This window comes from Pseudoalteromonas sp. B131b (assembly GCF_037162545.1).
Classification (GTDB): domain Bacteria; phylum Pseudomonadota; class Gammaproteobacteria; order Enterobacterales; family Alteromonadaceae; genus Pseudoalteromonas; species Pseudoalteromonas fuliginea.
Window position 1 is genome coordinate 125295 of the sequence record NZ_JARLUZ010000001.1, and the last position, 25817, is coordinate 151111.

The following is a 25817-nucleotide window of genomic DNA, read 5'->3' on the forward strand; positions in this document are numbered from 1 at the left end:
TCAGATAATAAGTTCACCAATCATGGTTCAACGAACCGAAAGGGGTCCAAGCGATGGGGTCGGTCCGGGGCTTGAGGTCACCCATTGGTTCCATTTGAGGGATTTTTGTGTTGAATATAAATTCATGTCATATCTTTATTATATCTTTTTCTGTAAAATCTAACCTAGCAGCCCAATTTAACTGTACAAAAAAATAGTGTTATTCTACAGTTAGAATAAAAAGGCATTTCGACAAATAATAATAGGTTGTAGCTATATGGAAAACTTGGAAGTCCTTGAATATTCGTTACATAGAGTTGATGTTAAAACAGACGCACCAGTGCCAATGGCACTAGATGGTACAGCTGAAGGTTTAAAAACATATACTGAATTAGTTTTGAAAGAATTGTTAGAAAGCCCTCGTAGTCGTTATTTTCAATTTAAAGATATGGATGAGCTTGTACCATCATCGCTTGTTGCAATATCTAGTGGTGAAGATTGGACAGCTAAATCAACTCAAATAGCCCAGAAATTGTATGATGTTGAACTTATAGTTCAGGATAAAATTAAACAGTTAACTGATGTTCGAATGGGTGGATTACTACAACTTAAAATCAGACATGATGAATCTTTAAAGTTTGTTATTATCAAAATTGACAATAGTGAATATCTTGATGAAGACAATTTAGATTTAAAGTCTGGTTTACCTACATCAAAAAGTCGTTTGCAAAAAGCTGCTGTAATTACTTTTACACCAGAACATACTGTAGATGAAGTTATTGTATCTGATAGTAAATCAACAATTACTAAATATTGGTATTTATCCTTTCTAATCGCAGAGCAATTGCAAGACTCTGAAACCAATACAAAGAATGCATTTAATGCAATCGACAATTTACTCACAAAAGAAGTAAAGAAGATATCACCCGTTGATTATTGGTTCCTAAGAAATGATATTGTTAATCACTTTAGAAATGAAGATTCTCTAGCTTATGATGAGCTTGTTGATAAGGTTAAAGCTCACAAACCTGAAACTGATGAATTCAAAGAAAAATTTGATTCTTTTGTCAAAAAGTTTGAAGAGCTACCCATAAAAGCAGCAAAGACATTTGATACACAATTTGATCTAGTATCTAGTTCAATCAAGGCCAGAATTGTTAGAAAAGTTATGTTAGATACAAACTTTGAACTACGTATAAATGGTGAAGTTGACGATTTGAAATCGCGAATTTTTGCTAGACATGATGATAAAGGTAAATTCATTAAAATATATTCTGACAAAGGGTATGATGAATTTAAAACTGCTGAGGACAACTGATGTCTATTGCCAAGGAAATTTTAAAGCTTTTTGGTGAATTAAATGAAATTAGAATCGTAGAAAACTTTAGCATATACGAGTCTACGCATACGTTTAATTCATCAGCGGCTTTAAATGGGCTAAATGAAGAGTTAACTGAATATCTATCTGCTTTAAATGAGCTTGGAGTTGAGTTAACTCTGACTATTGAAGTGCAAGATCCAGTAAGGTTTATTACTAGTAACCTGGATACTGTGGATGAAAAAGTTGAGTCACTAATTGAGCAATTAGTATATCTTGATGATGACAAGATTAAGATTGAACTTAGGATTGATAAAGATCAATCCAAAAACTTTAACATTTTTAACTTTTCAAAATTTTGCGATCATGTTGAGTCATTAACGTTGCAAGAAAGCTTTGAAAAGTGGAATAAATTTAATTTTTCATCTCTAATCAAAATCAATGTCTGGGAAGATGTTGAACCATTTTCAACAGAATCAATTATTTTTCAATCAGTATACCCGATTGATAAATCTTCTGTAAATCAATCCTTAACTGCTATTTGTCAGGATGAAAGAGCTAATCGTATTGAAAAACGTGATAAATGTGGCCACTTTGCAAATGCAGCTCAATTTAACTTTATCCCAAGTGATTTTAAGCCTTGTGTGACTAATAATATAGATCTTGAAAGGTACTTCAATGGTCTATTTAATACATTATTAATTATTTTTCTATCTGATTTTTCTTCTGTTGAATCAAATATAATCAAATACCGACTTAAAGGTTATAAATTACTTTCTGAAAGTATTAGTTTCGGTAAGTTAAAAGCTTATGATTGTAGTGGTACAGTGATTTTGGCCACCCATTAAGAAAGAAATGTTATGCTAATAAGCATACAAATTTGGGTGAAAAAATGACGAAATTAAAACGCGCAACATATTCAGCGGCAATTAAATTAGAAACGGCTCAGCTTGTAGTAGACCAAGGTTATACGCAAGAAGACGCAGCAAAAGCTATGGGGGTGGGTAAATCAACCGTAAGTAAATGGGTTACTCAATTAAAGCTAGAACGCAATGGTCAGACACCCACAGCTTCACCAATGACGCCCGAACAAATTGAAATCCGCGAACTTAAAAAGCAAATCCAACGCATTGAATTAGAAAAGGATATATTAAAAAAGGCTACCGCTCTCTTGATGTCCGACTCCCTGAACAATTCTCGTTAATCGAGAAGTTAAATCAACGAGAGCGTTATCCAGTTAGTCTGCTGTGTAGCGTATTCAATGTGCATCGCAGCAGCTATAAGTACTGGGCCATACGGGATACAGCGCCGACACCTGAGCAAGCAAGATTAGAGGCTGAAGTAAAAGCAATACATGCGATGAGTGGTGGTTCAGCAGGGGCACGGACAATCGCAGCGATAGCAACGAACAATGATTTTGAATTGAGCCGTTATCGTGCAGCTAAGCTAATGGTTAAATTAAAGCTCGAAAGCTGCCAAGTACCTCAACATTCATATAAACGTGGTGGTAATGAACACCTTGAAATCCCAAACCTGCTTGATAGACAGTTTGATGTTGTTGAGCCGGATACCGTGTGGTGCGGTGATGTGACGTATATTTGGACAGGCAATCGCTGGGCTTATTTAGCCGTGGTTATTGATTTATTTGCACGCAAAGTGGTTGGCTGGGCAATGTCGTTGTCACCAGATACTAATTTAACGCTAAAAGCGCTTGAACTCGCATATGAAAGCAGAGGGAAACCGACAGGACTCATGTTCCATTCAGACCAAGGTAGCCATTATACAAGTTTAAAATATCGTCAACGTTTATGGCGCTATAAAATCACACAAAGTATGAGTAGACGTGGAAATTGTTGGGATAATGCGCCAATGGAGCGATTTTTTAGAAGCTTTAAGACGGAATGGATGCCAAAGATTGGATATGGAAACTTTATAGACGCTAAATATAGCGTGAGTGATTACATAAATGGATATTACAACAATGTTAGGCCGCATCATTATAATGCCGGTTTAGCACCAAATGAATCTGAGGTTAGATATCAAGATTCTAAAACTGTGGCCAAAATTAGTTGACCACTACAGATCCTAGTGAACTAAAGCGTATTTATGAATGGACTTATTTAGAGGGCAATTATACCGACAAAATAGGTCTTGCAAGAAATATAATATCAATCCACTTAGAAAATGAAACTCTACTCTCAATTGAAGCAGGAACATCTGACTCTGTTGAATCTGGTTATGATCTTTACCTTAAGGAAAATGTAAAACAGTACATTGAAATAAAGAATAAAATTTCTGAGTTTATACAAGATCAATCTGATAAAGCCTTAGAAATGACTAAAAGTATGTTTTCCATGTTTAAAACAGGATTATGGACTTTTACTACATTTTTTATAACTGTCTTTCTTCTTCGAGTAGTAAATAAGGGGACTTTCTCTGGTGCATTTAGCTTTGAAGTATTAATGATAAGTATATTGCTTATAGCTGTTTCATTTATATATTTAGCAATATCAATTTTTGAAATAAACTCTGATAGAGATCGTTTACTAGGTAAATATTCTGAAATAAGAAGTAGGTATAAAGAACTTTTAAATAAAAAGGATCTCGATAAAATTCTGAATGAAACGGAAATAACAAATACAGAAAGAACTTATATTAATACAAAAAGAAACCGTTACATTTGGGTATGGATAATAACAAATATTTTGATTCTTACTGTAGTAAGCATCCTTTACTGTTCATCCGTAAACGAAACTACAACAGAAGCAGCTCATGCCATTGAAGCTGCTAAAGCGATTGAAGTAGCTAAAGCTATTGAAGAAGCTAAAGCTGTTGAAGAAGCTAAAGCTATTGAAGAAGCTAAAGCTGTTGAAGCAGCTAAAGCTATTAAAGAAGCTAAAGCTGTTGAAGCTGCTAAAATTAAAAAGCTTAATAAATATTGTATTTATAGAGATACTAAACATCAACCTTATAACAGTTCACTAGTGCAGCGAATATTCTAGTCTTTTCTAATTCTATTTTTGAAGCCTGCTGATTGGAAACCCCTTATTCTACCTAAACGATCATTTTAAATTCTCAGTAAAAATAAATTATTATTGAACAAGAACGTACGAGGACAGGTCTTGCATTTTGCCAAGACTAAACACCAAACTCACGTTTAACGCCCTCCCCCGTCATCACGCCCTGAAAATAAGCAATTGATGAATGATGCATTTCATGGATGAAATGAAAGCCATGCTTGCACATGGATGTGCTTTCATGGCGTTTACGTTCACATCAGTTGTGGTTTGAAGGAAATAGCGTGATGCTCGGGTGCGCTGAGAGGTGACGAATAACCGAAGCGCAGCTTCGCAGTATGAGGAAGTGAAGGCATGGATGCCGACAGTAACCCAGCTTCAAGGATGAATTACTTGCAGCAGCGTTAAGTTTGAAAATCTATAGCTCCGCGTTGGCTCACCAAGCCAGCGCGACAAAACCTTGAATAAGGTTTTTTAATGTAGGTCGCGGATTTATCCCGACAATATATGTAAGTTAGCAAGTTTGAAAACAACATATTTACACGCAATAACACAGAATTTCAAATAAGCTCTGCAAGTTAAATTCACTGTTTCGCCCTAAAGGACGACCTACAATTTAAATCAACCTCGTAGGGTTTCGTTCCCATCTACCCAGCCTATGCAATTTGTGTTGAGGAAATACAGAGGGTCAGGTCTTGCTTCTTGCCAAGGCCAAGCACCAATCTCACGTTTAACACCCTTCCCCGTCATCACGCCCTGAAAATAAGCAATTGATGAGTAATGTCGCGCATGGATGCGCGATAAGGCGAAACTAGGCCATGGATGGCCTATCTTCGCCGTTTACGTTCACATCAATTAATTATTTGAAGGAAATAGTGTGATGCTCGGGTGCGCTGAGAGTGTCCAGAGAGGGACCAGCGGCAGCCCCTCTTTGGCTGCCGTCGCCAGCGCGACTAAACCTTGAATAAGGTTTCTAATTTCTAGAAGTACGAAACGTATTCGCGTTATCGGTGATAATAACTTCAAGCAGCCATTCAAATACTCATTCGGGCTGTCGCCCGCGCGTCAGCAAGCTAAACGCCTACAATAAATAACACATACTCTTGGCTTTTAAGCGAGTAAGCATATTTGTGATTTGTTGGGCTTCGTTGCACTCGACCCAGCCTAGAGGAAATACAGAGAGGTTCAGGTCTTGTTTCTTACCAAGACCAAACACCAACCTCACGTTTAACACCCTTCCCCGTCATCACGCCCTGAAAATAAGCAATTGATGAGTAATGCATTTCATGGATGAAATGAAAGCCATGCTTGCACATGGATGTGCTTTCATGGCGTTTATGTTCACATCAATTGTGTTTTGAAGGAAATAGCGTGATGCTCGGGTGCGCTGAGAGTGTCCAGAGAGGGACCAGCGGCAGCCCCTCTTTGGCTGCTGTCGCCAGCGCGACAAAACCTTGAATAAGGTTTCTAATTTCTAGAAGTGCCCAACGTATTCGCGTTATCGGTGATGATAACCTCAAACATCTATTCAAAGACTTATTCGGGCTGCCGCCCGCGCGTCAGCAAGCTAAACGCCTACAATAAATAACACATACTCTTGGCTTTTGAGCGAGTAAGTATATTTGTGATTCGTTGGGTTTCGTTTCACTCAATCCAGCTTATGCAACTTGTGTTGTAAGGCGAAAGTTAAGTGCTTTCATCACTTTAAAAATCGTTTCCCAACGTGGCTTGGTTTTACCGTTAACTGCTTTATATAAGCTTTCACGGTTTAACCCCGTTGCTTTAGCAATATCACTCACGCCATGTTTTTTTACTAATAAGCCAAGTGCTTCAATAAAGGTATTTGGATCATCATCAGCTAAACACTCTTCTAAAAATGTATTAATTTCTTGCTGTGTTTCCATATAGTCAAACGGGTTAAAATCTGATGTTTGTAGCGTCATAGTAATTACTCCAATTCACTTAAAAGAGCTTTTGCTTTGGTAATGTCTTTACCTTGTGTGCCTTTGTGTCCACCATTGAGTAGTAAAATAACTTCACCGCCTCTAATTATGTAATAAACACGATAGCCTTTCCCTACGAAAATTCGCATTTCAGATATGCCACCACCAACAGATTCACTATCGCCAAAGTTTCCATTTATGGCACGTGTAATACGTTTAGCTATTGCCATAAAAGCTTGACGATCTTTGAGCTTTTTAAGCCATTTATCGAACTCGTTGGTTTTCTTAATACGATATTTCATAAAACCATTGTAGCCCAAAGGCTACATACGTGCAATTTTATTTAAGGGATACCGAATTTTGATTTAGCAATCAACGCGTCAGCAAGCTAAACACCTACAATAAATAACACATACTCTTGGCTTTTGAGCGAGTAAGTATATTTGTGATTTGTTGGGTTTTGTTTCACTCAACCTAGAGGAAATACAGAGGGTCAGGTCTTGCTTCTTGCCAAGGCCAAGCACCAATCTCACGTTTAACACCCTTCCCCGTCATCACGCCCTGAAAATAAGCAATTGATGAGTAATGCATTTCATGGATAAAATGAAAGCCATGCTTGCACATGGATGTGCTTTCATGGCGTTTACGTTCACATCGATTGTGGTTTGAAGGATTAAGCGTGATGCTCGGGTGCGCTGAGAGTGTCCAGAGAGGGACCAGCGGCAGCCCCTCTTTGGCTGCTGTCGCCAGCGCGACAAAACCTTGAATAAGGTTTCTAATCCCTCAATGAGCCAAAAGGAAACAAAGTATGCGCCTTCAACAATTAAACACCTTTTGGGCTGCGCCCAACACGCCAGCAAGCTGTGCGTCTACAATGTTTAAACACACACAAAAAAGCCGCTACATTGCTGCAACGGCTTTTTCAATTTTATAAATTCCCAATCTTTAATTGGAAATTTTAAAAATTATCAATCTCTATATGTCTCAACCGCTGGGCATGAACATACTAAGTTACGGTCGCCGTATACATCATCTATACGTGTAACGGTTGGCCAGAACTTGTTTTTAGCCACTGCAGGCACTGGGAATGCAGCGTAAAAACGGTCGTATGCGCGGTCCCATTCGTTACCTAATACGTCGCCTTGTGTATGCGGTGCAAACACGAGCGGGTTGTTTTCGATTGACCATTCGCCAGAGATTACTTTTTCAATTTCGCCTTTAATCGATACCATTGCTTCGATAAAGCGGTCAATCTCACCTTTTGATTCAGACTCAGTTGGCTCAATCATTAATGTACCAGCTACTGGGAACGACATAGTGGGTGAATGGAAGCCATAATCTTGCAGGCGCTTAGCGACGTCCATTTCAGTAATGCCTGATAGCTCTTTAAGCGGGCGTAGGTCAACAATACATTCGTGAGCAACACGGTTGTTACGACCACGGTATAAAATTGGGAAGTGCTTGCTTAGCTCATGCGTTAAGTAGTTAGCATTAACGATAGCCATTTCAGTGGCTTGTTTTAAGCCCTCTGACCCCATCATGGTAATGTAAGCCCATGAAATAGGTAAAATAGCGGCTGAGCCGTAAGGCGCTGCCGATACCGCACCGTTACCGATGTTAGTACCAGGTACGTTAATTACGCTGTGGTTTGGCATAAATGGCGCTAGGTGCGATTTAACACCAATTGGGCCAACACCTGGACCACCGCCACCGTGTGGAATACAAAACGTTTTATGCAAGTTTAAGTGCGATACGTCTGAGCCAATAAAGCCTGGGCTTGTTACACCCACTTGTGCGTTCATGTTTGCGCCGTCCATGTAAACTTGGCCGCCGTGCTCATGAATAATGTCACAAATTTCGCGAATTGTTTCTTCGTATACGCCGTGCGTAGACGGGTAAGTGATCATGATACACGATAAGTTTTCAGACACTTCTTCAGCTTTCGCTTTTAAATCGGCCATGTCTACGTTACCGTTTTTGTCGCAGTTAACTACCACAATTTTCATGCTCGCCATTTGCGCTGATGCAGGGTTAGTACCGTGCGCAGAGCTTGGGATTAAACATACATTACGGTGTGCATCCCCTCGTGACTCGTGGTATTTACGAATCGCGATTAAGCCTGCGTATTCACCTTGTGCGCCAGAGTTTGGCTGAAGTGATACTGCATCGTAACCGGTAATGTTTACTAGCCAGTCGTGTAGCTCACCAATCATTATTTGGTAACCTTGGGCTTGATCAAGCGGGCAGAATGGGTGAAGGTTTGCAAACTCAGGCCACGTAATTGGGATCATCTCTGCGGTCGCGTTTAGTTTCATGGTACATGAGCCTAACGAGATCATTGAGTGATTAAGCGATAAGTCTTTGCTTTCTAGTCGCTTAATGTAGCGAAGCATGTCTGTTTCGCTGTGGTAGCTGTTAAAGTTTGGATGCGTTAGTACTTCGTCGTCACGTACTAAACTTGCCGGAATTGACTCGCTGCCATTTGCTTCAACGTCTGCTGCAATAGCCTCAACACTTAGGCCATGGCCTTCGCCTAAAATAATATCGAATAACTCAGTAATATCGGCGCGTGTTGTTGTCTCTGATACCGAAATTGAATACTCGCCTTCGTGGTTTGTTGCAAAGTTTACGCCTTTTGCAATTGCACGCGCTATTACGTCGTCTTTGCTATCGCTTACTACTGTTAGCGTATCAAACCACGTGCTGTGCTTAAGTGCGATGCCTTTAGCTTTAAGACCACTTGCTAAAATATCAGCAAAGCGATGTATACGCTGCGCGATAGTTTTTAAGCCTTGTGGGCCGTGGTACACCGCGTAAAACGCTGCCATGTTGGCAAGTAATACTTGCGCTGTACAAATGTTTGAATTGGCTTTGTCGCGGCGAATGTGTTGTTCGCGCGTTTGCATTGCCATACGTAGTGCGTCGTTACCTAAACGGTCTTTAGATACACCAATAATACGACCTGGTAATGAACGCTTGTATGCGTCACGTGTTGCAAAAAATGCAGCGTGTGGACCGCCGTAACCCATAGGTACGCCAAAACGTTGAGCCGAACCAAGTACTACGTCTGCACCTAGTTTACCCGGTGCTTTTAACAGTAATAAACTCATTATGTCGGCAGCAACACAGGCAATGGCCTTTTTGCTTTGTACGCCAGCAATTAGGTCAGTTATATCTACCACTTCGCCCGATGTAGTTGGGTATTGGAACAATGCGCCAAAAATATCGTGGTTTACGGCATCTTCTGCTTTACCTACAATTATTTCAAAACCAAACTGCTCGGCACGCGTTGTTACTACGTCGATAGTTTGTGTGTGTACGTCGTCGGCAATAAAGAAGGCATTGGCTTTTTTAGCTTTTGATACGCGTTTTGCAAGGCCCATAGCCTCTGCAGCGGCTGTTGATTCGTCAAGTAGTGATGCACTTGCTAAATCAAGACCAGTTAAATCTAGGGTCATAGTTTGGAAGTTTAATAATGATTCTAAACGCCCTTGTGCAATCTCCGGCTGATACGGTGTGTACGCTGTATACCAACCTGGATTTTCTAGTACGTTACGTAAAATTACGTGCGGTACGTTAGTTGGGTGGTAGCCTTGGCCAATGTACGATTTGAAAACTTTATTTTTGCTTGCTACTGATTTTAAGTAGCTTAGTGTTTCAACTTCAGTACGGCTTTGTCCAACTGTTAACGGTTGCTCTAGACGAATGCTAGCCGGTACAGTTTGGTCAATGAGCTCTTGCACACTCGATACTTCTAAAGCACTTAGCATATCGCTTACTTGTGCTGGGCTTGGCCCAATATGGCGGCGAATAAAATCTTGCTTTTGCTCTAGTTCTTCAAGAGATTTGGCGTTTGACATGTGTCCAGATTCCTATGATCCAAAAAATGTGGCTACTGCTGATGGGTAAACAGCAATAACTTAAAATTCTTATGATTTAACAGCCCACTTTGTATGGAAAAGTTAACTGTAAAATCATAAAAGCCCCGATATCTAAATAAAACACGCGGGGCTTTTAGTTATCTTCAAAAAATGATTATTCTTCGTCGATAGTGTGCGAGTAACCTTCAGCGTCTAATAAGTTGTCTAGCTCAGACTCGTCAGATGCTTTAATGCGGAATAACCAACCGTCGCCGTAAGCGTCGTTGTTTACTGTTTCAGGTGAGTCTTCAAGTTCTTCGTTAATAGCAACAATTTCGCCACTGATAGGTGCGTAAATGTCTGATGCTGCTTTAACTGACTCTGCTACTGCACAGTCTTCGCCAGCGTCTACTTCGTCGCCAACTTCTGGTAATTCAACAAATACCATGTCGCCAAGAAGTTCTTGTGCATGCTCAGAAATACCAACAGTAAATGTACCGTCGCCTTCACTGCGAACCCACTCGTGTGAAGGTGCGTATTTTAACTCGCTAGGAATGTTGCTCATTTTATTTGTCCTTTGGTTTATATTGGGAGGATATCAATCACTGTAATTACACTGATTGATATAACCAAATTATTTAAATTATTGATTTACCGTTACGTACAAAGCTAGGCTTTACTACTTTAACGTTTACTAATTTTTTACGCATTTCTACTTGAGCTGTATCGCCTGTTGAACGTGGTACACGTGCAAGGGCTACACTAAAACCAAGTGTTGGTGAAAAAGTACCTGATGTAATAATACCTACCCCACCGTCAACAATTACTTTAGAACCGCTACGCAAAACGCCTTTTTCTTCAAACACTAAGCCAACTAGTTTGTCAGTGCTTTTTTCTGCGCGTTGCTTAACAAGTACGTCACGACCAATAAAGTCACGATCTTCTGGTTCCCATGCAATGGTCCATGCCATGTTAGCTGCAAGTGGTGATACGCTTTCGTCCATATCTAGACCGTAAAGGTTCATACCTGCTTCTAAACGTAGCGTGTCGCGTGCACCTAAACCAGCAGGCTTAACACCTGCGTCTAGCAGTTGTTGCCATAAATCGGCTGCTTGGTCGTTCGGTACTACTATTTCGTAACCGTCTTCGCCAGTATAACCCGTTGTGGCAATAAATAAATCACCTACTTGAACACCAAAAAACGGCTTCATACCTTCAACAGCGGCTTGTTGCTCAGCATTTAAAAGAGTGGCTGTTTTTGCTTTAGCGTTAGGGCCTTGTACTGCAATCATTGCAAACTCTGGGCGCTCTGTAACAGTTACGTCAAAGTCGCTCGATACGTTAGCTAAATGCGCTAGGTCTTTTTCGCGCGTTGCTGAGTTAACAACTAGGCGGTAAAACGTTTCACTAAAGAAATAAATAATTAAGTCGTCTATTACACCGCCTTGTTCGTTAAGCATGCCGGTGTAAAGCGCTTTGCCTGGTACGGTTAATTTTGCAACGTCGTTAGCTACTAGCTTACGTAAAAATGCTTTTGCTTGAGGCCCTGCAATATCAACAATAGTCATGTGTGATACGTCAAACATACCAGCATCGGTACGTACGCTATTGTGTTCTTCTATTTGTGAGCCGTAGTTGATTGGCATTTCCCAGCCATGAAAATCAACCATTTTTGCGCCCGCTTCTAGGTGCTTAGCATGTAGTACAGTTTTAGAAGTCATAACATTCCTTCACGTTTAAATTAACCCTGTTTAGGTCGTGGCTTAAATAGATATAAAAACAGGCAAGCATTGTTATGCTTACCTGTTGTTTGTATTCGTTATGCGGCTTCACTATGCATAAGTGCAAAACCTTGCGCTTGCATGTAGCTTTGCCATTTTTGTAATTCTTGTTGTTTAGCGACTAATACAAAGTGTTGTTCGTCGTTTTTATCAATGGCGGTAATAAATACATCACCGCTTTGTGCACCGTAACAAAGTTGCGCGTCAGAAAGGCGCAAACCTGGTGTTAATTTAAAAGCATTTACTAGGGTGTCAAATGCATTGCTACCGCTTAGAGTAAAACTAGTTAGGTCGGTTCGCATTACATAATCGATATCAAAACGAAGTTGTTGCTCATTTATAAGCGCTTGTAATTGAAGGCTTGCGCTGTGTGGCAGAACGAATCTAAACGCAGTTTCGCTAAAGTAATAAACAGCAAAGCTGTAGTCAGAATTATAGTCGCCATCAAGCGTGCCTTTTAAGCCTAAACCGCTGGCGGTAAGCTTAGTTAAATCAAGGCCTAAAATAGAACTTAAAAATACACTGGTTTCGGTGCCACTAAAATCCATTACAACATTGCTGCTGTTTGCTTGCAAAGCGTTAGTAACCGCACTACTTGCGTTGCTGTGGCGGGCAAACATTATTGGGTTAAAAGTCATAACAAACACCTGTGTATTTTCAATGCTAAAAGTATATTGCGCGAGGTGTGTAACAACAAATTGTAATTATTTATCAATTGATAAATAATACTTATATATATAGCCATATAAATTGTAATTATAAATATGAAAAACATATCAACCGACAGTTTACGCACCTTTGTAATGGTAGTTGAAGTAAGTGGTTTTGCTAAAGCAGGCGACTTACTTGGCCTATCGCAACCTGCGGTAAGCCTACAAATAAAACGTTTAGAAGATGTGCTTGGCTATAAACTATTTAAAAAACAAGGACAGCGCCAAGTATTAAACCAGTACGGCGAGCTATTACTGCCTATGGCAAAGCAGATGATGCAGCACAACGATGCTATTTTGCAGCAGTTCACCTCAGAAAACATTGCAGGTAAAGTGCGCTTAGGTATTCCGAGCGAATTTGCGGCGCGTATTTTACCCTCAATTATTGGCGACTTTGTGGCACTCTACCCAGAGGTGTCGTTAGAAGTTAAATCGCGTTTAAGTAAACATTTGCTTTCGGCCTCAAGGCAAGATCAGTTTGATTTAGTGCTGGCGCTAAATGAGCGTCTCAGCTCTGAAAAATTCCCTATTTTTATGCAAGACAAACTCGTATGGGTAGGCGATTTATCACTTGCACAAAACGACGTGGTTACGCTAGTTACCGCACCAGAGGGGTGTATTTATCGTCGCCGTGCTACTGATGCATTAAAAAGTGCAGGTATAAAATACCGAATTGTCTATAGCAACGCCGATTTAACGGGTCTTATTGCCGCATTAAAAGAAGGCTTAGGTATTACGGTACTTGCTAAAAGCACAGTACCGAGTGAACTTAACTATCAAGTTCAAACCAAGCACTTACCTGCTCTTGGTAATATTGGTATTAGTTTGGTTAAAAGTTCGGGCGAGTCGGAAAATGCAGTAGATAAACTTGCTGAGTTTATCGCACTGCGTTTAGGCTAACACCAATAAACATAACCAATTGAAAAGCAAACAAATTAGCAACAATCACATCTAAGCTAGTTAATATAAAGCGCTTAAAAGTAAATATACCTAGTTCAAACTTTATAACTAGTTAAGTAATTACAAACTGCTACAAAAGAAATAATTTAGTTAACTAAGTTGCATAAGTAGGTGTTTTTAGTTCTAAAAAACTGAATCATTAAATAGTTAATAACATTGATTCGTATTCGTTAACGTGTTCAAATTACGCCAATTAAGATAATTGACATGATTAGGAACACAATGAACCCTAAGTTTTTAGTATCTACTTTGGCAACTGCGGTTGCTTTGTCTTTTAGTGCTACTGCAATAGCAAAAGACACCAGCAATAAAGAACAACGCTTTGAACAAATTACTGTTATTGGCTCTCAGCAGGCAATTAACGATATTCCTGGTTCGGCTACGTTTATTTCTGAAGAAGATCTGCAAAAATTCCAGTTTACCGATATTTCTCGCGTTTTAGCGTCTGTTCCGGGCGTTTACGTGCAAGAAGAAGACGGTTATGGCCTTCGTCCTAATATTGGTATGCGCGGTACAGGTACTGGCCGTAACGATAAAATATCAGTAATGGAAGACGGTGTATTAGTTGCACCAGCACCATATTCAGCACCTTCTGCATACTACTTCCCTACTATGGGTCGTATGGAGTCTATTGAAGTATTAAAAGGCGCAGCCTCAGTTAAGTACGGCCCTCGTACTACAGGTGGTGTTTTAAACTTACTTTCGCGCAGCTTACCAACTGAGCCAAATAGCTCAAAAGGTATGGTAGATGCAGCCCTTGGTAGCGACGGTTACTACAAAGGCCACGCTTACTTTGGTAAAGAAAAAAATAACACAGCAGGTTTAATTGAAGTATTTACTTACGGCGCAGATGGCTTTAAAGAGCTGCCAGTAGGTAATGACAACACCGGTTTTGAAAAAACAGATTTACTATTAAAGTTTGGCCACACGTTTGGTCAAAACGATGCGCATAATCTTGAGCTAAAAATTAAGTACTCTGACGAAACATCAGACGAAACATACATGGGCTTAACTGACGAAGACTATCAAGAAAGTCCTTACCGTCGTTATGCTGCATCGCAAAACGATGAAATGAATACGCGCCACAACGCATATCAACTTAACTACGCGTACCGTTTTGGTGATGGCTATGAGTTTTTAGCAACAGCTTACTTAAACGATTTTCATCGCAACTGGTACAAAGCCAGCAAAGTAAGCGAAAGCTACCTTGAGCAATACAGCGAATTTGAAGCAAACCCGACAAGCGAAGGCATTGAAGGTATTGGTGTTAAAGCTAATAATCGCGATTACCAAGCTAAGGGTATTCAGTCTGAATTACATATTCCGGCAGGCGATCATTACATCACTGTTGGTGTGCGTTACCACGAAGACGAAATGGATCGTTTTCAGTGGGAAGACAAATACACACTTAATCAAGACCTAAGCTTAACGCTTACAGAGCAAGGCGTTCCGGGCTCTGATAGCAACCGCGAAGATAGTGCCGAAGCAAGCACCTTGTTTATTCAAGACGAGTGGACAATTGATGCATTAGTAATAAGTGCTGGTCTTCGTTATGAAGACATTACTATTACGCGTGAAGAGTGGTCTAAATCAGATCCAACGCGCAGCAACGGTTTAACTAAAGATGTGTCGAACGATACCGAAATTTTAGTTCCGTCGTTAGGTGCTACTTACACGCTTAACGAAAACGTAACGCTACTTGCGGGCATTCAAAAAGGTTATGCGCCAGCAGCACCTGGTAATGCAGACCAAGAAGAAGAAGAAAGCGTAAACATTGAGTTTGGCTCTCGCTTCAACATGGATAGCTTTAGTGGTGAAATAATTGCCTTTTATTCTGACTACGACAACATGCACGGTAACTGTACTGCAGCGGTTGGTTGTAGCGACGACAACATTGGCGACCAATACAACTACGGTGAAGTAGAAGTAGCAGGCTTTGAATTTAGTGCAGCACGTACGTTTGCAACTGATACAGCTATGTTCCCAGTTAAATTAACATACACCTACACAGACTCTGAGTTTAAAAACGATTTTGATTCAGAAATTTGGGGCGCGGTAGAAAAAGGCGATGCAATGCCTTACGTACCAGAAAACCAAGTAGCGTTATCGTTAGGTGCTGAGTTTTCTGCGTTTGTAGTTAACAGCCAAATACGTTACGTATCTGATGCGCATGCTAACTTAACGCAGTCGGGCTTAAACGCAATTGATAGCCGCGTAGTATGGGATTTAGCTGCTAAATACTTAATCGATGAAAATCAAAAAGTATACCTAAGCGTTGATAACTTGTTTGATAAAACATACGTTGCTAACCGTTCAAACGGTGGCATTCAGCCAGGTAAGCCGCGTACTGTACAGATGGGCTACACTTACTCATTCTAAATTGAAAGCTGGTTAAACGGTTCACTAACAGCGTTAATAATTTTTTATGTAAGAACACTACACATCTAAATTATTGCCTTGTTATTAAACCGTTTACCTGCGCTTTGTATGAGATAAACGGTTCACTAACAGCGTTAATAATTTTTTATGTAAAAGCACTACACATCTAAATTATTGCCTTGTTATTAAACCGTTTACCTGCGCTTTGTATAGGGTAAGTGGTTCACTAACAGCGTTGATAATTTTTTATGTAAAAGCACTACACATCTAAATTATTGCCTTGTTATTAAACCGTTTACCTGCGCTTTGTATAGGAGAAATGGTTCACTAGCTGCTTTAAAAATAACTGATATAAGAACAACTATATTTCGTTATTTTTGCCTTGCTATAGAGTTATTTTCCTATCGCTATAATAGAGCATCAATTGGTGTAAAGTTAAAGCGTAAATTACAGACACAAAAAAGCCGAGATTGAATTTCAATCTCGGCTTTTTTAATACTTAATTTAAATTAGTTATTATTTATTAGGTATTAGTTATTAGTTATTAGTTATTAGTTATTTGCGTTACGTTGGCGTAAAACTTCAAACAAACAAATACCCGTGGCTACCGATACGTTTAAGCTTGAAACTGTACCCGCCATTGGAATTTTAACAAGCATATCGCAATGCTCACGCGTTAAGCGTCGCATGCCCTCGCCCTCTGCACCCATAACAATAGCCATTGGGCCTGTTAAGCTTGCATCAAATACGTGGTTATCAGTTTCGCCAGCAGTGCCTACAACCCATACGCCCGCATCTTTAATTTCGCGAAGCGTACGCGCAAGGTTAGTCACTTGAATAAGCGGTACTGTTTCGGCTGCGCCACAAGCTACTTTACGTGCTGTGCCGTTAAGCTTTGCAGAGCGATCTTTAGGTACAATGATAGCGTGAACACCAGCAGCGTCTGCACTACGTAGGCATGCACCTAAGTTATGCGGATCGGTAATACCATCAAGCACAAGTAAAAACGGTGTGTCTTCACGAGCGATTATCGCATCAAGATCTTTTTCATTAAACGTTGGTGCTGCTTTTACGTTGGCAATAATACCTTGATGCTGCTCACCTTTTGATTTGCTATCAAGGGCTTTACGCTGCATAAACTGTACTGAAATACCAAATTTACGTGCTTCATCAATAATCGGAGTTGAGCGTTTGTCGTCACGACCTTTAAGGGCATAAATTTCTACAAAGCGCTCTGGTTCGCTTTCTAAAATTGCTTCAACAGAATGAAAGCCAAAAATTAATTCATTACTCACGTATTGTCTGCTCCTGGGCTAGTACGTTTACGGGCATTTTTGCCTGCTCTTTTAGGCTTTTTAACGGCCTTTTTCTTCGGTTTTTTCTTTACGGCAGTGTCTGCTGCTTTTTTATCTGCAGGTTTTGTTGCAGACTTATTTGCAGGCTTGCCTTTATCTTTATTTGCTGGCTTTTTTTACCTTTAGGTTTGTCATCGCTGTGCGACTTTTTACCCGGTACTTTGCCTGCTTTTAATTGCGAACGCACACTTGCTGGCGCATGCTCAGATTTGCCTGAGCCTTTTTTAGGTGCACGACGACGTGAGTATCTGTCTTGTGCAACATCGCCTTTAAGCGTTAAGTTTATACGGCGATCGTCTAAACTAACCGATGCAACTTTAACTGTTACTTTATCGCCAAGGCGATAAACAGTATGCGAGTGCTCACCTATTAGGGTGTGTTTTGCAGCATCATGTGCAAAAAACTCATCGCCTAAATTAGTAACGTGAATAAGCCCATCAATTTGTAAATCATCTAAACGAATAAACAAACCAAAGTTAGTGACCGATGAAATAACACCGTTAAACTCGTCACCTACGTGATCTTGCATAAACTCACATTTAAGCCAATCAGCTACTTCGCGAGTTGCATCGTCAGCGCGACGCTCTGTTGTAGAACACTGCTCACCTAGCTGATCAACTTCGTCGTCGGTATAAGCGTATTCGCCAGACGTTTGCTGACCTTGTGCTCTTATTACTGCTTTAATAGCACGATGCACGACTAAATCTGGGTAACGACGTATTGGCGATGTAAAATGCGCGTAAGCCGATAACGCTAAACCAAAGTGACCAATGTTATCTGGCTGATATACAGCTTGTTTCATTGAGCGCAGTAACATAGTTTGAATAAGTTCAGCTTCTGGGCGGTCACCTAGTCGCGCTAATACTTGCGTTATTTCTTTTGGTGTTGGCTCGTCGCTTAATGTACTTTCGATACCTAACTCGCCTAAAAACTTAGTAAAGTTACCTAGTTTTTCTTGATCTGGTTCGTCATGCACACGATAAAGCGCACTCGCTTCATGCTTTTCAAGAATTTTAGCCGCAGATACGTTGGCTAAAATCATACATTCTTCAATGAGTTTGTGCGCGTCGTTACGAATAACAGGCACTATTGATTCTATTTTACGTTGAGCGTTAAATACAAAACGTGTTTCTAGGGTTTCAAACTCAATGGCACCACGGTCTTGGCGTGCTGCTTTAAGTGCCATGTACATTTGCTGTAGATCAGTTAAATGTGGCACAACGGCTGAGTATTCTTCGCGTAGTTTTTCGTCGTTTTGTAAAATGGCATTTACTTTGGTGTAAGTTAAACGTGCATGCGAGTTCATCACGGCTTCGTAAAACTTATAACCCGAAAGTTTACCCGCGCTCGATACGGTCATTTCGGCAACCATACATAAGCGATCTACCTTTGGATTAAGCGAACATAATCCGTTAGAAAGCACTTTTGGTAGCATCGGAATTACTTGCTCAGGAAAATACACTGAGTTACCACGCAAAATTGCTTCTTTGTTAAGCGGCGTGTTCATTCCTACGTAATGCGATACATCGGCAATGGCAACCCATAAGCGCCAGCCACCTGATTTTTTAGGTTCACAGTATACGGCGTCATCAAAGTCGCGTGCATCTTCGCCATCAATAGTTACAAGTGGTAAATCACGTAAATCTACGCGACCTTGTTTGTCAGCTTCTTCAACAAATTCACCTAGGTGAGCAACTTGTGCTTCAACTTCTTCTGGCCATACATGTGGAATATCGTGATTGCGCAGTGCGACTTCAATTTCCATACCTGGGGCTAAATGCTCACCAAGTACATCTATAACTTTACCTACCGCGTTCATGTTACGGCTTGGATTTTGCGTAATTTTAACCTGCACCATTTGGTTATGGCGGGCACCGTTTTCGTTGCCTGGTAAAATCATTATATCTTGCGTTATGCGCGGGTCTTCAGCGACTACCACAGCAACACCGTGCTCAGCAAAGTAACGGCCAACAATTGGCGCGCGCTCGTTAGTAAGCACTTTTATAATACGTGCATCGCATTTTGAGCCAGAACCACGTTTAGTGCCTTTAGCTAGTACAATGTCGCCATGTAACACCATATTCATTTGGTGCTTAGCAATAAACCAATCTTTACTCTCGCCTTCAACTTCTAAAAAGCCGAAACCGTCTCTGTGGCCTATTACTTTGCCTTTGGTTAAACCGGCTTCGTCAATTAGGGCGTAGCATTTAAATTTATTGAAATACAGCTGTCCGTCACGCTCCATAGCGCGAAGGCGGCGTTTAAATGCTATTTGGCGTTCGTCATCGTTTACTGCTAGTTCTTCACATAATTGCGCGTAGTTAGCAGGCTTTGAACGCTCTTGAAGGTGAGTAAGTATAAACTCACGACTAGGGACTGGGTTTTCGTACTTTTCTTGTTCTCGACTGAGATTTGGATCTTGGTTTGACATTCACTATCTTGTTAGTTGGTTATGTAGGTATTTTAACCCATATAGTTATAATGAGACAGGTAAAAGCTATTAAACTTTTAAGAAAGCACTTTTACCTTGGTGTATAGTTGAAAAATCTAGCGCAATGGAGCTTAACGATCCCTTAACTGCAAAGTGTTTTCATCTAGTAGCAATACTAAGACTTATACTATTTTTTTGTAGATTTTTCCACAGCAGTTTACTTATATTATCAATAAAGCTTGGATCTTCTTCTTTCATCGTAAGTAAAATCTGCTTATTCATTTGTGTTTTATTTTGAGCGTAAATCCAACGATTTTTATTAAACTGCTGAGCAAACTCAAGTACACCCGCTTGTAGTTCATCGTTATTTGCAAACACAGCTTCAACTACTTTGTTCTCTAGCAACAGCTGTGCACCAACCCGCTCTCCTGACATAGCTAGACGATTAAAGAAGGTTTGCGAAATTGCCTTATTAATTATAGGAAACATCGACGGAACAAACGGCACCATTACATCCACTTCAGGAAAACAAAAAAGCCTTTGTCTGATTTCATAAATCTAAAGTCGCACGCACACGCAAATACAGCACCATTACCATAGGTATGCCCGTTTAACGCAGCAATAATAGGCATAGGAAAAGTAACGATGCGTTTAAATAAATCGCCTATTTGCACCATAAAGTCAGAAATTGCTGCTGGTAAAATACTTGGATTAGACATCCATTGAAGGTCGATACCCAATGACCAATTTTTATCACTCGAAGACGTTAAAATAACTGACTTAATATTTTGATCTGCTTCAATGTGGTCTAGGTGTAAATTAAACTCAGCCAAAAACGCTGGATTATGACGGTTTTCAGCGGTATTCATGGTGAGTATAGCGGTGTTATTTTTAGTTGTTAGTTCTATTAAATTTGCCATTAAATCCTCTTTTTTGCTTTTTAAGTTAACTCTAAGCGCAGTTCATTATTTTTATAGTTATCAATAATACCAACTCGATTAATTAAGTGGTCTATTTTGGGGCAAGAAAACCTTGTCGATTATAAGGCAAATTAGTTGTTCTATATCAAAAATTTTAACACAGTTAGTGTCAGATTTAATCCCTCAAATTGATTAAGTATTATTGCGGATTGGTATAAGGCATGTTTATTTTTTGAGGTTAAATTTTCAGCGGTATGTTTAACTTGGCGCTTATAATATTCGAGGTTTGGTAATTAATCGTCTTGAATTCAAGTATTTAGTTTGGATGAATTTCAAAAAATAAGAAGCACTTAATTTAACTCAATATAAACATTAAAAAAGGCGCTCTTAAATTAAGCATCGTTCTTTACAAAACTTATTGCTGATGTTTTTACTTTCCTATCGCTTCTTTGGTGAACAAGTGTTTTATTGGCCCTAGGTTATCAACTAGCGACAACCCTACTCCGCGAATAAGCTTTTTAAACGGATTAGCCCCTTCAAATAACTCTTTTAGCCCTTGCATCATGGCTATGTGTTTTTGTGCGTCGAGCTTACGGGTACGTTCGTAATCGCGAAGTGTGCGCGTGCTTGCAAATTCTTTATTATTACTTGTTAAAAGCTCAATTAAATAAGCGGCGTCTTTTAGGCCTAGGTTCATACCAAGCCCTGCAAGTGGATGGATTGTATGTGCAGCATCGCCAATGAGTACCACTTTGCCTGAAACCCATTGCTGGGCGTAGCGCATTTTAAGTGGGAAAGCCACGCGCTTACTTTGCACTTCACACAAACCGCATTGACCATCTATTGCAGCCATAACGGCTTTATTAAAGGCACAATCGTCCATTGCAAGCAGCTCATCGCAGTGGTTTGGGCTTGTAGACCATACTATTGAATGCGTATTTGCATCGCTCAGAGGTAAAAATGCCAGTGGCCCGGTTGGTAAAAACACTTGGCGTGCGGTATTTGCGTGCGGCTCTTTAGTTTTAACAGTCGCAACTAGCGCATGGTGGTCGTAATCTTTAAAGCTCAGCGCCATATTAAATTGTTTGCGAATAGCTGAGTTTGCCCCATCAGCGGCCACCAGCAGTTTTGCAATAATTGGCTCGCCGCTTTTAAGCGTTATAAATACATCTGATTCGCTTTGATGTATTTGCTGATACTGCGTATCGAACATTAGCGTGGCGCTTGGTTGTTGCTCTAGCTCTTTTATAAGCGCGTAGCGGATAATGTCGTTTTCAACAATATGGCCTAAATGTTCAAGCTCAAGTTGTTCGTTATTAAACGCTATTTTGCCAAAACTGTCGGCGTCGCGTACGTCCATATGCGTATAAGCGCACGCTCGCTGTGCGATAATTTCGGGCCATACGTTTAATTGCTCAAGCAAGGTTTGACTTGCAATGCTTAGCGCACTTACGCGCAAACCATATTCGTCAGTTGGCAACGCTTGTGTTGGTGCGCCGTCGAGTACAACTACGCTTATATCGGCTTTTGCCAATCCAAGTGCCAGTGTCAACCCTACGCAGCCACCACCTACAATACAAACCTGTGCTTGCTTCATAAACGCCTACCTTGTTTAACTTGCCCCATTAACTGTTTGGCTAATGGCGCTTTTAATGCGGGAAATAAATCCATCGAAAACAACCCAATACTGCGCCCCAATGCGAGCACTCGCGATGAGTTTGAAAAAGCCTAACAAGTGCATCGGTTAAACTCATTACGGTTTTTATATCATCACTGCGCTTTTTTGAATATTCACGTGTAAACGCATAGCTGCCTAAATCGTGTTGGCTATTTGCTATTAAATTACTAAGTACTTGTACGTCGCGAAGACCTAAATTAAAACCTTGCCCTGCAATAGGATGAATAGCATGTGCAGCATTACCAATAACCACTGTACGGTGCGCAGTTAAAGACTCAACTTGCCCGTAAACGAGCGGGTAACTCGTGCGCATGCCTACTTTAGTAAATTGACCACCGCGATAACCAAACGCGCTTTGCAGGGCACTTAAAAAACCTTGTTCACTGAGTGCCATGTGCTGTTCAACCTGATCTTGGCGCATACACCATACTAACGAATAACGGTTATTGCTCATGGGTAATAACGCCATAGGCCCGTTTTGTGTAAAGCGCTCAAAGGCATGATTATTATGCCCACCAGCCACTTCTACATTAGCAATAATAGCGCCTTGTTCATAAGGCTGGGTATTAAAACCAAGCCCAAGTAAACTACGTGTTGGTGATTGTGCGCCATCAGCAATAACCAATAGCGCTGCGTTTAATTGCTCGCCGCTTTGTAGGGTGAGTGTATTGCTATGCAGAGTTTGCTCAATGGCAGTTACGCTATCGGGGCACAAAAGCGTAATATTTGACTGCGTTAAACGCAGGTGAAGCGCTCGGCCAAATGGATTTACTTCTACTACGTAACCAAGTGAGGGCTTAGCAAATTCGTCGCAATTAATGTGCGCTTTGCCAAAGTGGCCTCTATCAGACACGCTCACTTTTTTGATTGCTGCGGTGTAAGGGGCATTTTTTTCAAATAAATTGAGGCTTTGTAAATACTCTACCGATTGCTGAGCAAGTGCAATACTTCTGTCGTCAAAGCTTGGGTGGTAGTCGCCGGTTACTTGATTAGCTTCTACAACGGCAATATTTAACGCGGGATTAGTTTTAGCCACACTTAATGCGCAGCTTGCTCCCGCTAAACCACCGCCAATAATAACTACATCAAACTGCTTAGCCACTTTACTCTCCGAGCTTTATACGTTTTTAGCACTTTGCATAAGTGCTTCTATATCGCTAATTTTTTTAGGTACGCTTAGGGTCAAGTTTTCATGGCCGGTTTCGGTAACTAGCAAGTTATCTTCGATACGAATACCAATGCCTTTGTATTTTTGCGGTGCGCTTGAGTCTTCGCTTATATAAAGCCCAGGCTCTATGGTGAGTACCATACCGGGCTCAAATGCACGCTCAACGTTATTTACTTTGTAATCGCCAACATCATGTACATCTAAACCAAGCCAATGCCCAAGCCCGTGCATGTAATATTCTTTACATGCCCCTTTTGCCATTAGCTCATCAAAGTCGCCGGTTAAAATACCTAAATCAAGTAAACCTTGGGTCATTACTTCCATTGCACGTTTATTAGCGTGCGACATAAACCCGCCGGGTTTAACCTCTTCAAAAGCCACTTCTTGTGCTTTAAGTACAATATTGTAAAGCGCGGCTTGCTCTTCGCTAAATTGTCCATTTACTGGAAAAGTACGGGTGATATCGGCGGCGTAACCTTGTAGTTCACAACCGGAGTCTATAAGTACCAGGTCGCCATTTTTTAATACGTCGCTATTTTGCGTGTAATGTAAAATATTGGCGTTGTCGCCACTACCAACAATTGTGCCGTATGCAGGGTGCGGCGCACCATTCATGGCATAATGATGATGTAGCTCAGCCTCTAGCTGAAATTCAGTAGCTCCGGGGTGTGAAAAACGCATAGCGCGCATGTGCCCTCGCGCACTAATTTCACAGCTTTCTCGCATAACATCTATCTCGCTTGGCGATTTAAACAAACGCATTTCATGAATAAGGCCGCGTATTTCTTTTAAAGTACTCGGTGCTTTAAGGCCTTTTCGTGAGCCACTTCGAAGTGTACCTAGTAACAAAAACACTTTAGTATCAAATGAAGGATAAGCACCTTGTGCAAAATAAATCGCATCTTTTTCATTTAGTATATCGAGTAGCTTATCGTTTAATTCACTTAGTGGGTAAGCTTCATCAAACAAGTAGTCACTTTTAGCTTTATCAAAGCCAACTCTGCGGCCATGCCAAATTTCTGCAAGCTTGTCTTTATCTAGGCAAAATAAAGTACTGGGTGCATCGCTGTTGTTACATAGTACAAGTACAGCGTCGGGTTCGTTAAAGCCAGTTAAGTAAAAAAAGTCGCTATCTTGTCTAAATGCATATTCGGTATCGCGGCTGCGCGTAACTTCGCTCGCAGCAGGGATAATAGCAACGCTATTTTTATCCATTTGCGCAAGTAAACGCTCGCGGCGTGCTTTAAATTCTGACTTTTGTACTTCAACCATTATTAACCAACCCGTTTAACTTTTTAAACTAATGAAGTGTTTTTTAGTACTTTGCGTGTTTTGCTCTTTACCAAGCTCTGCAAAACAAAGTAGTGCTGATACGCGCACATATTCAATCACTTCGTGCAGCGCTTGGCTGTCTTCTTCGGTTTCTTCAAAAGTGGTATCTAGGCGAGTGATTTCGCTAAAATCAGTAATAACTTCTTTAACATCGCTCGATAGTTTACCGTAATCTTTTTGCTTTAAGCCAAAACCAAGCATAAAACCTGCTACCCATGATACGAGGCCATTAGCCTGATCGATGAGTGTTTCGTCGTCGCTTGGTAAAAATAAATCAAACTGAAATTCATCATCATTAAAGCTCGCGACTACTTGCTTATAAATAGTGCCAAAAAACTGCTTTAAATCGTTACTAAACGATTCACCATCGTTAAACACATCGCTTAAAAGGCCTAAGTATTCTTTGTCGTCAATAGTTAAACCACACGCAAGTAAACCACTAATTACACCATGCGCTTCGGCAGGTGATACAAATATTTCGTTTTTTTCTAAAAGCAGTTGAGCTTTTTCGTAATCGGGTAAATCGTTCATAATCGAATCTTCGCTTTGCAAGTTAAGGCAATGCTACCACTCGATAAAAAGCAACTCCAATTAATTGTATGATCAAGCTCAAAAACCATGCGATTAAGTAAATGACGGGTTAAAGATGCGGAAAAACTAAGCGAACAGTTTAATTTTTTACGTTTGGGGTTTAAGGATTGGATTATGTCTTATATACTTAGATTGTTCCCTGGGGTACCGGAGCTTAGTTAAGTCCCTGAGCCGATAAATTTTATACCAGGGTTTCTGTTCGTCTACTATTGTGCAGGCTCGGCATGTACCGAGAAGCCTACGGTAAACCGCAGATTCCCGCCCTGAAACCTTCTGGTTTCAGGACTGAAACTCGAGTACCGTATCTTGGGGAACACCTTTTTTGCAAACCCTCGCCTTTAAAAGGCTTTATCAAAAAAATTAACCTTCCTGTTTACTCTTATATTTATCTAAAT

17 protein-coding genes, 1 other RNA gene and 3 pseudogenes are annotated in these 25817 nt (G+C 40.5%); 8 read left to right on the plus strand and 13 right to left on the minus strand.

What is annotated here, in order from left to right; translation table 11 throughout:
• The first annotated feature begins 256 nt into the window (after positions 1-256).
• The 4 genes from P4S65_RS00620 (at position 257) to P4S65_RS00635 (ending at position 4299) form a co-directional block, all read left to right on the plus strand.
• On the plus strand, positions 257-1297 hold the full coding sequence (locus P4S65_RS00620) for a hypothetical protein (RefSeq protein ID WP_337119365.1): 1041 nt from the start codon (positions 257-259) through the stop codon (positions 1295-1297).
• Positions 1297-2145: a hypothetical protein gene (locus tag P4S65_RS00625; RefSeq protein ID WP_337119366.1), complete on the plus strand. Its 849-nt coding sequence runs from the start codon at positions 1297-1299 to the stop codon at positions 2143-2145. The genes P4S65_RS00620 and P4S65_RS00625 overlap by 1 nt, the downstream gene beginning before the upstream one ends.
• Before the next feature lie 44 nt (positions 2146-2189).
• Positions 2190-3370 (plus strand): IS3 family transposase gene (locus P4S65_RS00630; protein ID WP_337119367.1). Its coding sequence is split into 2 segments (ribosomal slippage): positions 2190-2448 and positions 2448-3370, totalling 1182 coding nucleotides; the frame shifts between segments, so codons are not numbered across the junction.
• Positions 3367-4299 carry a hypothetical protein gene (locus P4S65_RS00635; protein ID WP_337119368.1) on the plus strand — a complete coding sequence of 311 codons (933 nt, stop codon included), beginning with the start codon at positions 3367-3369 and terminating at the stop codon, positions 4297-4299. The genes P4S65_RS00630 and P4S65_RS00635 overlap by 4 nt, the downstream gene beginning before the upstream one ends.
• A gap of 1673 nt (positions 4300-5972) precedes the next feature.
• Here P4S65_RS00635 and P4S65_RS00640 read toward each other — a convergent pair.
• Both P4S65_RS00640 and P4S65_RS00645 read right to left on the minus strand, forming a co-directional pair.
• Positions 5973-6257, minus strand: coding sequence for an addiction module antidote protein (locus P4S65_RS00640; RefSeq protein ID WP_096793685.1), 285 nt, complete (start codon positions 6255-6257; stop codon positions 5973-5975).
• Between the two features lie 5 nt (positions 6258-6262).
• Positions 6263-6559: a type II toxin-antitoxin system RelE/ParE family toxin gene (locus tag P4S65_RS00645; protein WP_096793686.1), complete on the minus strand. Its 297-nt coding sequence runs from the start codon at positions 6557-6559 to the stop codon at positions 6263-6265.
• A 506-nt stretch (positions 6560-7065) separates the two neighbouring features.
• Here P4S65_RS00645 and P4S65_RS00650 point away from each other — a divergent pair.
• Positions 7066-7191, plus strand: a complete 126-nt coding sequence (locus P4S65_RS00650) for a hypothetical protein (protein ID WP_262501067.1) — start codon at positions 7066-7068, stop codon at positions 7189-7191.
• Between the two features lie 34 nt (positions 7192-7225).
• Here P4S65_RS00650 and gcvP read toward each other — a convergent pair whose 3' ends face one another.
• The 4 genes from gcvP to P4S65_RS00670 form a co-directional block, all read right to left on the minus strand.
• Entirely contained in the window at positions 7226-10117 is a 2892-nt protein-coding gene (gene gcvP / locus P4S65_RS00655) for an aminomethyl-transferring glycine dehydrogenase (protein ID WP_337119369.1), read from the minus strand.
• A gap of 175 nt (positions 10118-10292) precedes the next feature.
• A complete protein-coding gene (gene gcvH, locus P4S65_RS00660; RefSeq protein ID WP_024590231.1) occupies positions 10293-10682 on the minus strand; it encodes a glycine cleavage system protein GcvH in 390 nt (129 codons plus the stop codon).
• A gap of 73 nt (positions 10683-10755) precedes the next feature.
• Positions 10756-11838 carry a glycine cleavage system aminomethyltransferase GcvT gene (gene gcvT, locus P4S65_RS00665; RefSeq protein WP_337119370.1) on the minus strand — a complete coding sequence of 361 codons (1083 nt, stop codon included), beginning with the start codon at positions 11836-11838 and terminating at the stop codon, positions 10756-10758.
• A gap of 98 nt (positions 11839-11936) precedes the next feature.
• Entirely contained in the window at positions 11937-12536 is a 600-nt protein-coding gene (locus P4S65_RS00670; protein ID WP_337119371.1) for a hypothetical protein, read from the minus strand.
• 126 nt (positions 12537-12662) lie between these two features.
• Between P4S65_RS00670 and P4S65_RS00675 the strand changes: the two genes are divergently transcribed.
• Both P4S65_RS00675 and P4S65_RS00680 read left to right on the plus strand, forming a co-directional pair.
• The gene (locus tag P4S65_RS00675) at positions 12663-13508 is read left to right on the plus strand and encodes a LysR family transcriptional regulator (protein WP_007378851.1); all 846 of its coding nucleotides are present in this window, start codon (positions 12663-12665) and stop codon (positions 13506-13508) included.
• Positions 13509-13790: 282 nt separating this feature from the next.
• Positions 13791-15947, plus strand: coding sequence for a TonB-dependent receptor family protein (locus P4S65_RS00680; protein WP_337119372.1), 2157 nt, complete (start codon positions 13791-13793; stop codon positions 15945-15947).
• A 551-nt stretch (positions 15948-16498) separates the two neighbouring features.
• Here the strand turns inward: P4S65_RS00680 and rlmB are convergent.
• From rlmB to P4S65_RS00715, 7 genes and pseudogenes are all read right to left on the minus strand, one after another.
• The gene (rlmB, locus tag P4S65_RS00685; protein ID WP_007378377.1) at positions 16499-17242 is read right to left on the minus strand and encodes a 23S rRNA (guanosine(2251)-2'-O)-methyltransferase RlmB; all 744 of its coding nucleotides are present in this window, start codon (positions 17240-17242) and stop codon (positions 16499-16501) included.
• Positions 17239-19733, minus strand: a pseudogene (rnr, locus tag P4S65_RS00690) (ribonuclease R). Before rnr ends, rlmB begins: the two are co-directional and overlap by 4 nt.
• Positions 19734-19892: 159 nt before the next feature.
• Positions 19893-20653 (minus strand): annotated as a pseudogene (locus tag P4S65_RS00695) (enoyl-CoA hydratase/isomerase family protein).
• Positions 20654-21083: 430 nt separating this feature from the next.
• Positions 21084-22250: an FAD-dependent monooxygenase gene (locus tag P4S65_RS00700; RefSeq protein ID WP_337119373.1), complete on the minus strand. Its 1167-nt coding sequence runs from the start codon at positions 22248-22250 to the stop codon at positions 21084-21086.
• A pseudogene (ubiH, locus tag P4S65_RS00705) lies at positions 22247-23433 on the minus strand (2-octaprenyl-6-methoxyphenyl hydroxylase). The gene P4S65_RS00700 and the pseudogene ubiH overlap by 4 nt, the downstream one beginning before the upstream one ends.
• A gap of 15 nt (positions 23434-23448) precedes the next feature.
• Positions 23449-24771, minus strand: coding sequence for a Xaa-Pro aminopeptidase (pepP, locus tag P4S65_RS00710; RefSeq protein WP_337119374.1), 1323 nt, complete (start codon positions 24769-24771; stop codon positions 23449-23451).
• A gap of 15 nt (positions 24772-24786) precedes the next feature.
• Positions 24787-25362 (minus strand): UPF0149 family protein, encoded by a 576-nt coding sequence (locus P4S65_RS00715; protein WP_337119375.1) that lies wholly within the window; start codon positions 25360-25362, stop codon positions 24787-24789.
• Positions 25363-25555: 193 nt separating this feature from the next.
• Here P4S65_RS00715 and ssrS point away from each other — a divergent pair.
• Positions 25556-25739: non-coding RNA, 6S RNA (ssrS, locus tag P4S65_RS00720), on the plus strand.
• The last annotated feature ends 78 nt before the right edge of the window (positions 25740-25817 follow it).

Excerpts from the sequence above, each read along its gene's own strand:
- P4S65_RS00620 (WP_337119365.1), top strand. The coding sequence starts at position 257 with ATGGAAAACTTGGAAGTCCTTGAATATTCGTTACATAGAGTTGATGTT.
- P4S65_RS00625 (WP_337119366.1), top strand. The coding sequence starts at position 1,297 with ATGTCTATTGCCAAGGAAATTTTAAAGCTTTTTGGTGAATTAAATGAA.
- P4S65_RS00640 (WP_096793685.1), bottom strand. The coding sequence starts at position 6,257 with ATGACGCTACAAACATCAGATTTTAACCCGTTTGACTATATGGAAACA.
- P4S65_RS00645 (WP_096793686.1), bottom strand. The coding sequence starts at position 6,559 with ATGAAATATCGTATTAAGAAAACCAACGAGTTCGATAAATGGCTTAAA.
- P4S65_RS00650 (WP_262501067.1), top strand. The coding sequence starts at position 7,066 with ATGCGCCTTCAACAATTAAACACCTTTTGGGCTGCGCCCAACACGCCA.
- gcvP (WP_337119369.1), bottom strand. The coding sequence starts at position 10,117 with ATGTCAAACGCCAAATCTCTTGAAGAACTAGAGCAAAAGCAAGATTTT.
- gcvH (WP_024590231.1), bottom strand. The coding sequence starts at position 10,682 with ATGAGCAACATTCCTAGCGAGTTAAAATACGCACCTTCACACGAGTGG.
- gcvT (WP_337119370.1), bottom strand. The coding sequence starts at position 11,838 with ATGACTTCTAAAACTGTACTACATGCTAAGCACCTAGAAGCGGGCGCA.
- P4S65_RS00670 (WP_337119371.1), bottom strand. The coding sequence starts at position 12,536 with ATGACTTTTAACCCAATAATGTTTGCCCGCCACAGCAACGCAAGTAGT.
- P4S65_RS00675 (WP_007378851.1), top strand. The coding sequence starts at position 12,663 with ATGAAAAACATATCAACCGACAGTTTACGCACCTTTGTAATGGTAGTT.
- P4S65_RS00680 (WP_337119372.1), top strand. The coding sequence starts at position 13,791 with ATGAACCCTAAGTTTTTAGTATCTACTTTGGCAACTGCGGTTGCTTTG.
- P4S65_RS00700 (WP_337119373.1), bottom strand. The coding sequence starts at position 22,250 with ATGAAGCAAGCACAGGTTTGTATTGTAGGTGGTGGCTGCGTAGGGTTG.
- pepP (WP_337119374.1), bottom strand. The coding sequence starts at position 24,771 with ATGGTTGAAGTACAAAAGTCAGAATTTAAAGCACGCCGCGAGCGTTTA.
- P4S65_RS00715 (WP_337119375.1), bottom strand. The coding sequence starts at position 25,362 with ATGAACGATTTACCCGATTACGAAAAAGCTCAACTGCTTTTAGAAAAA.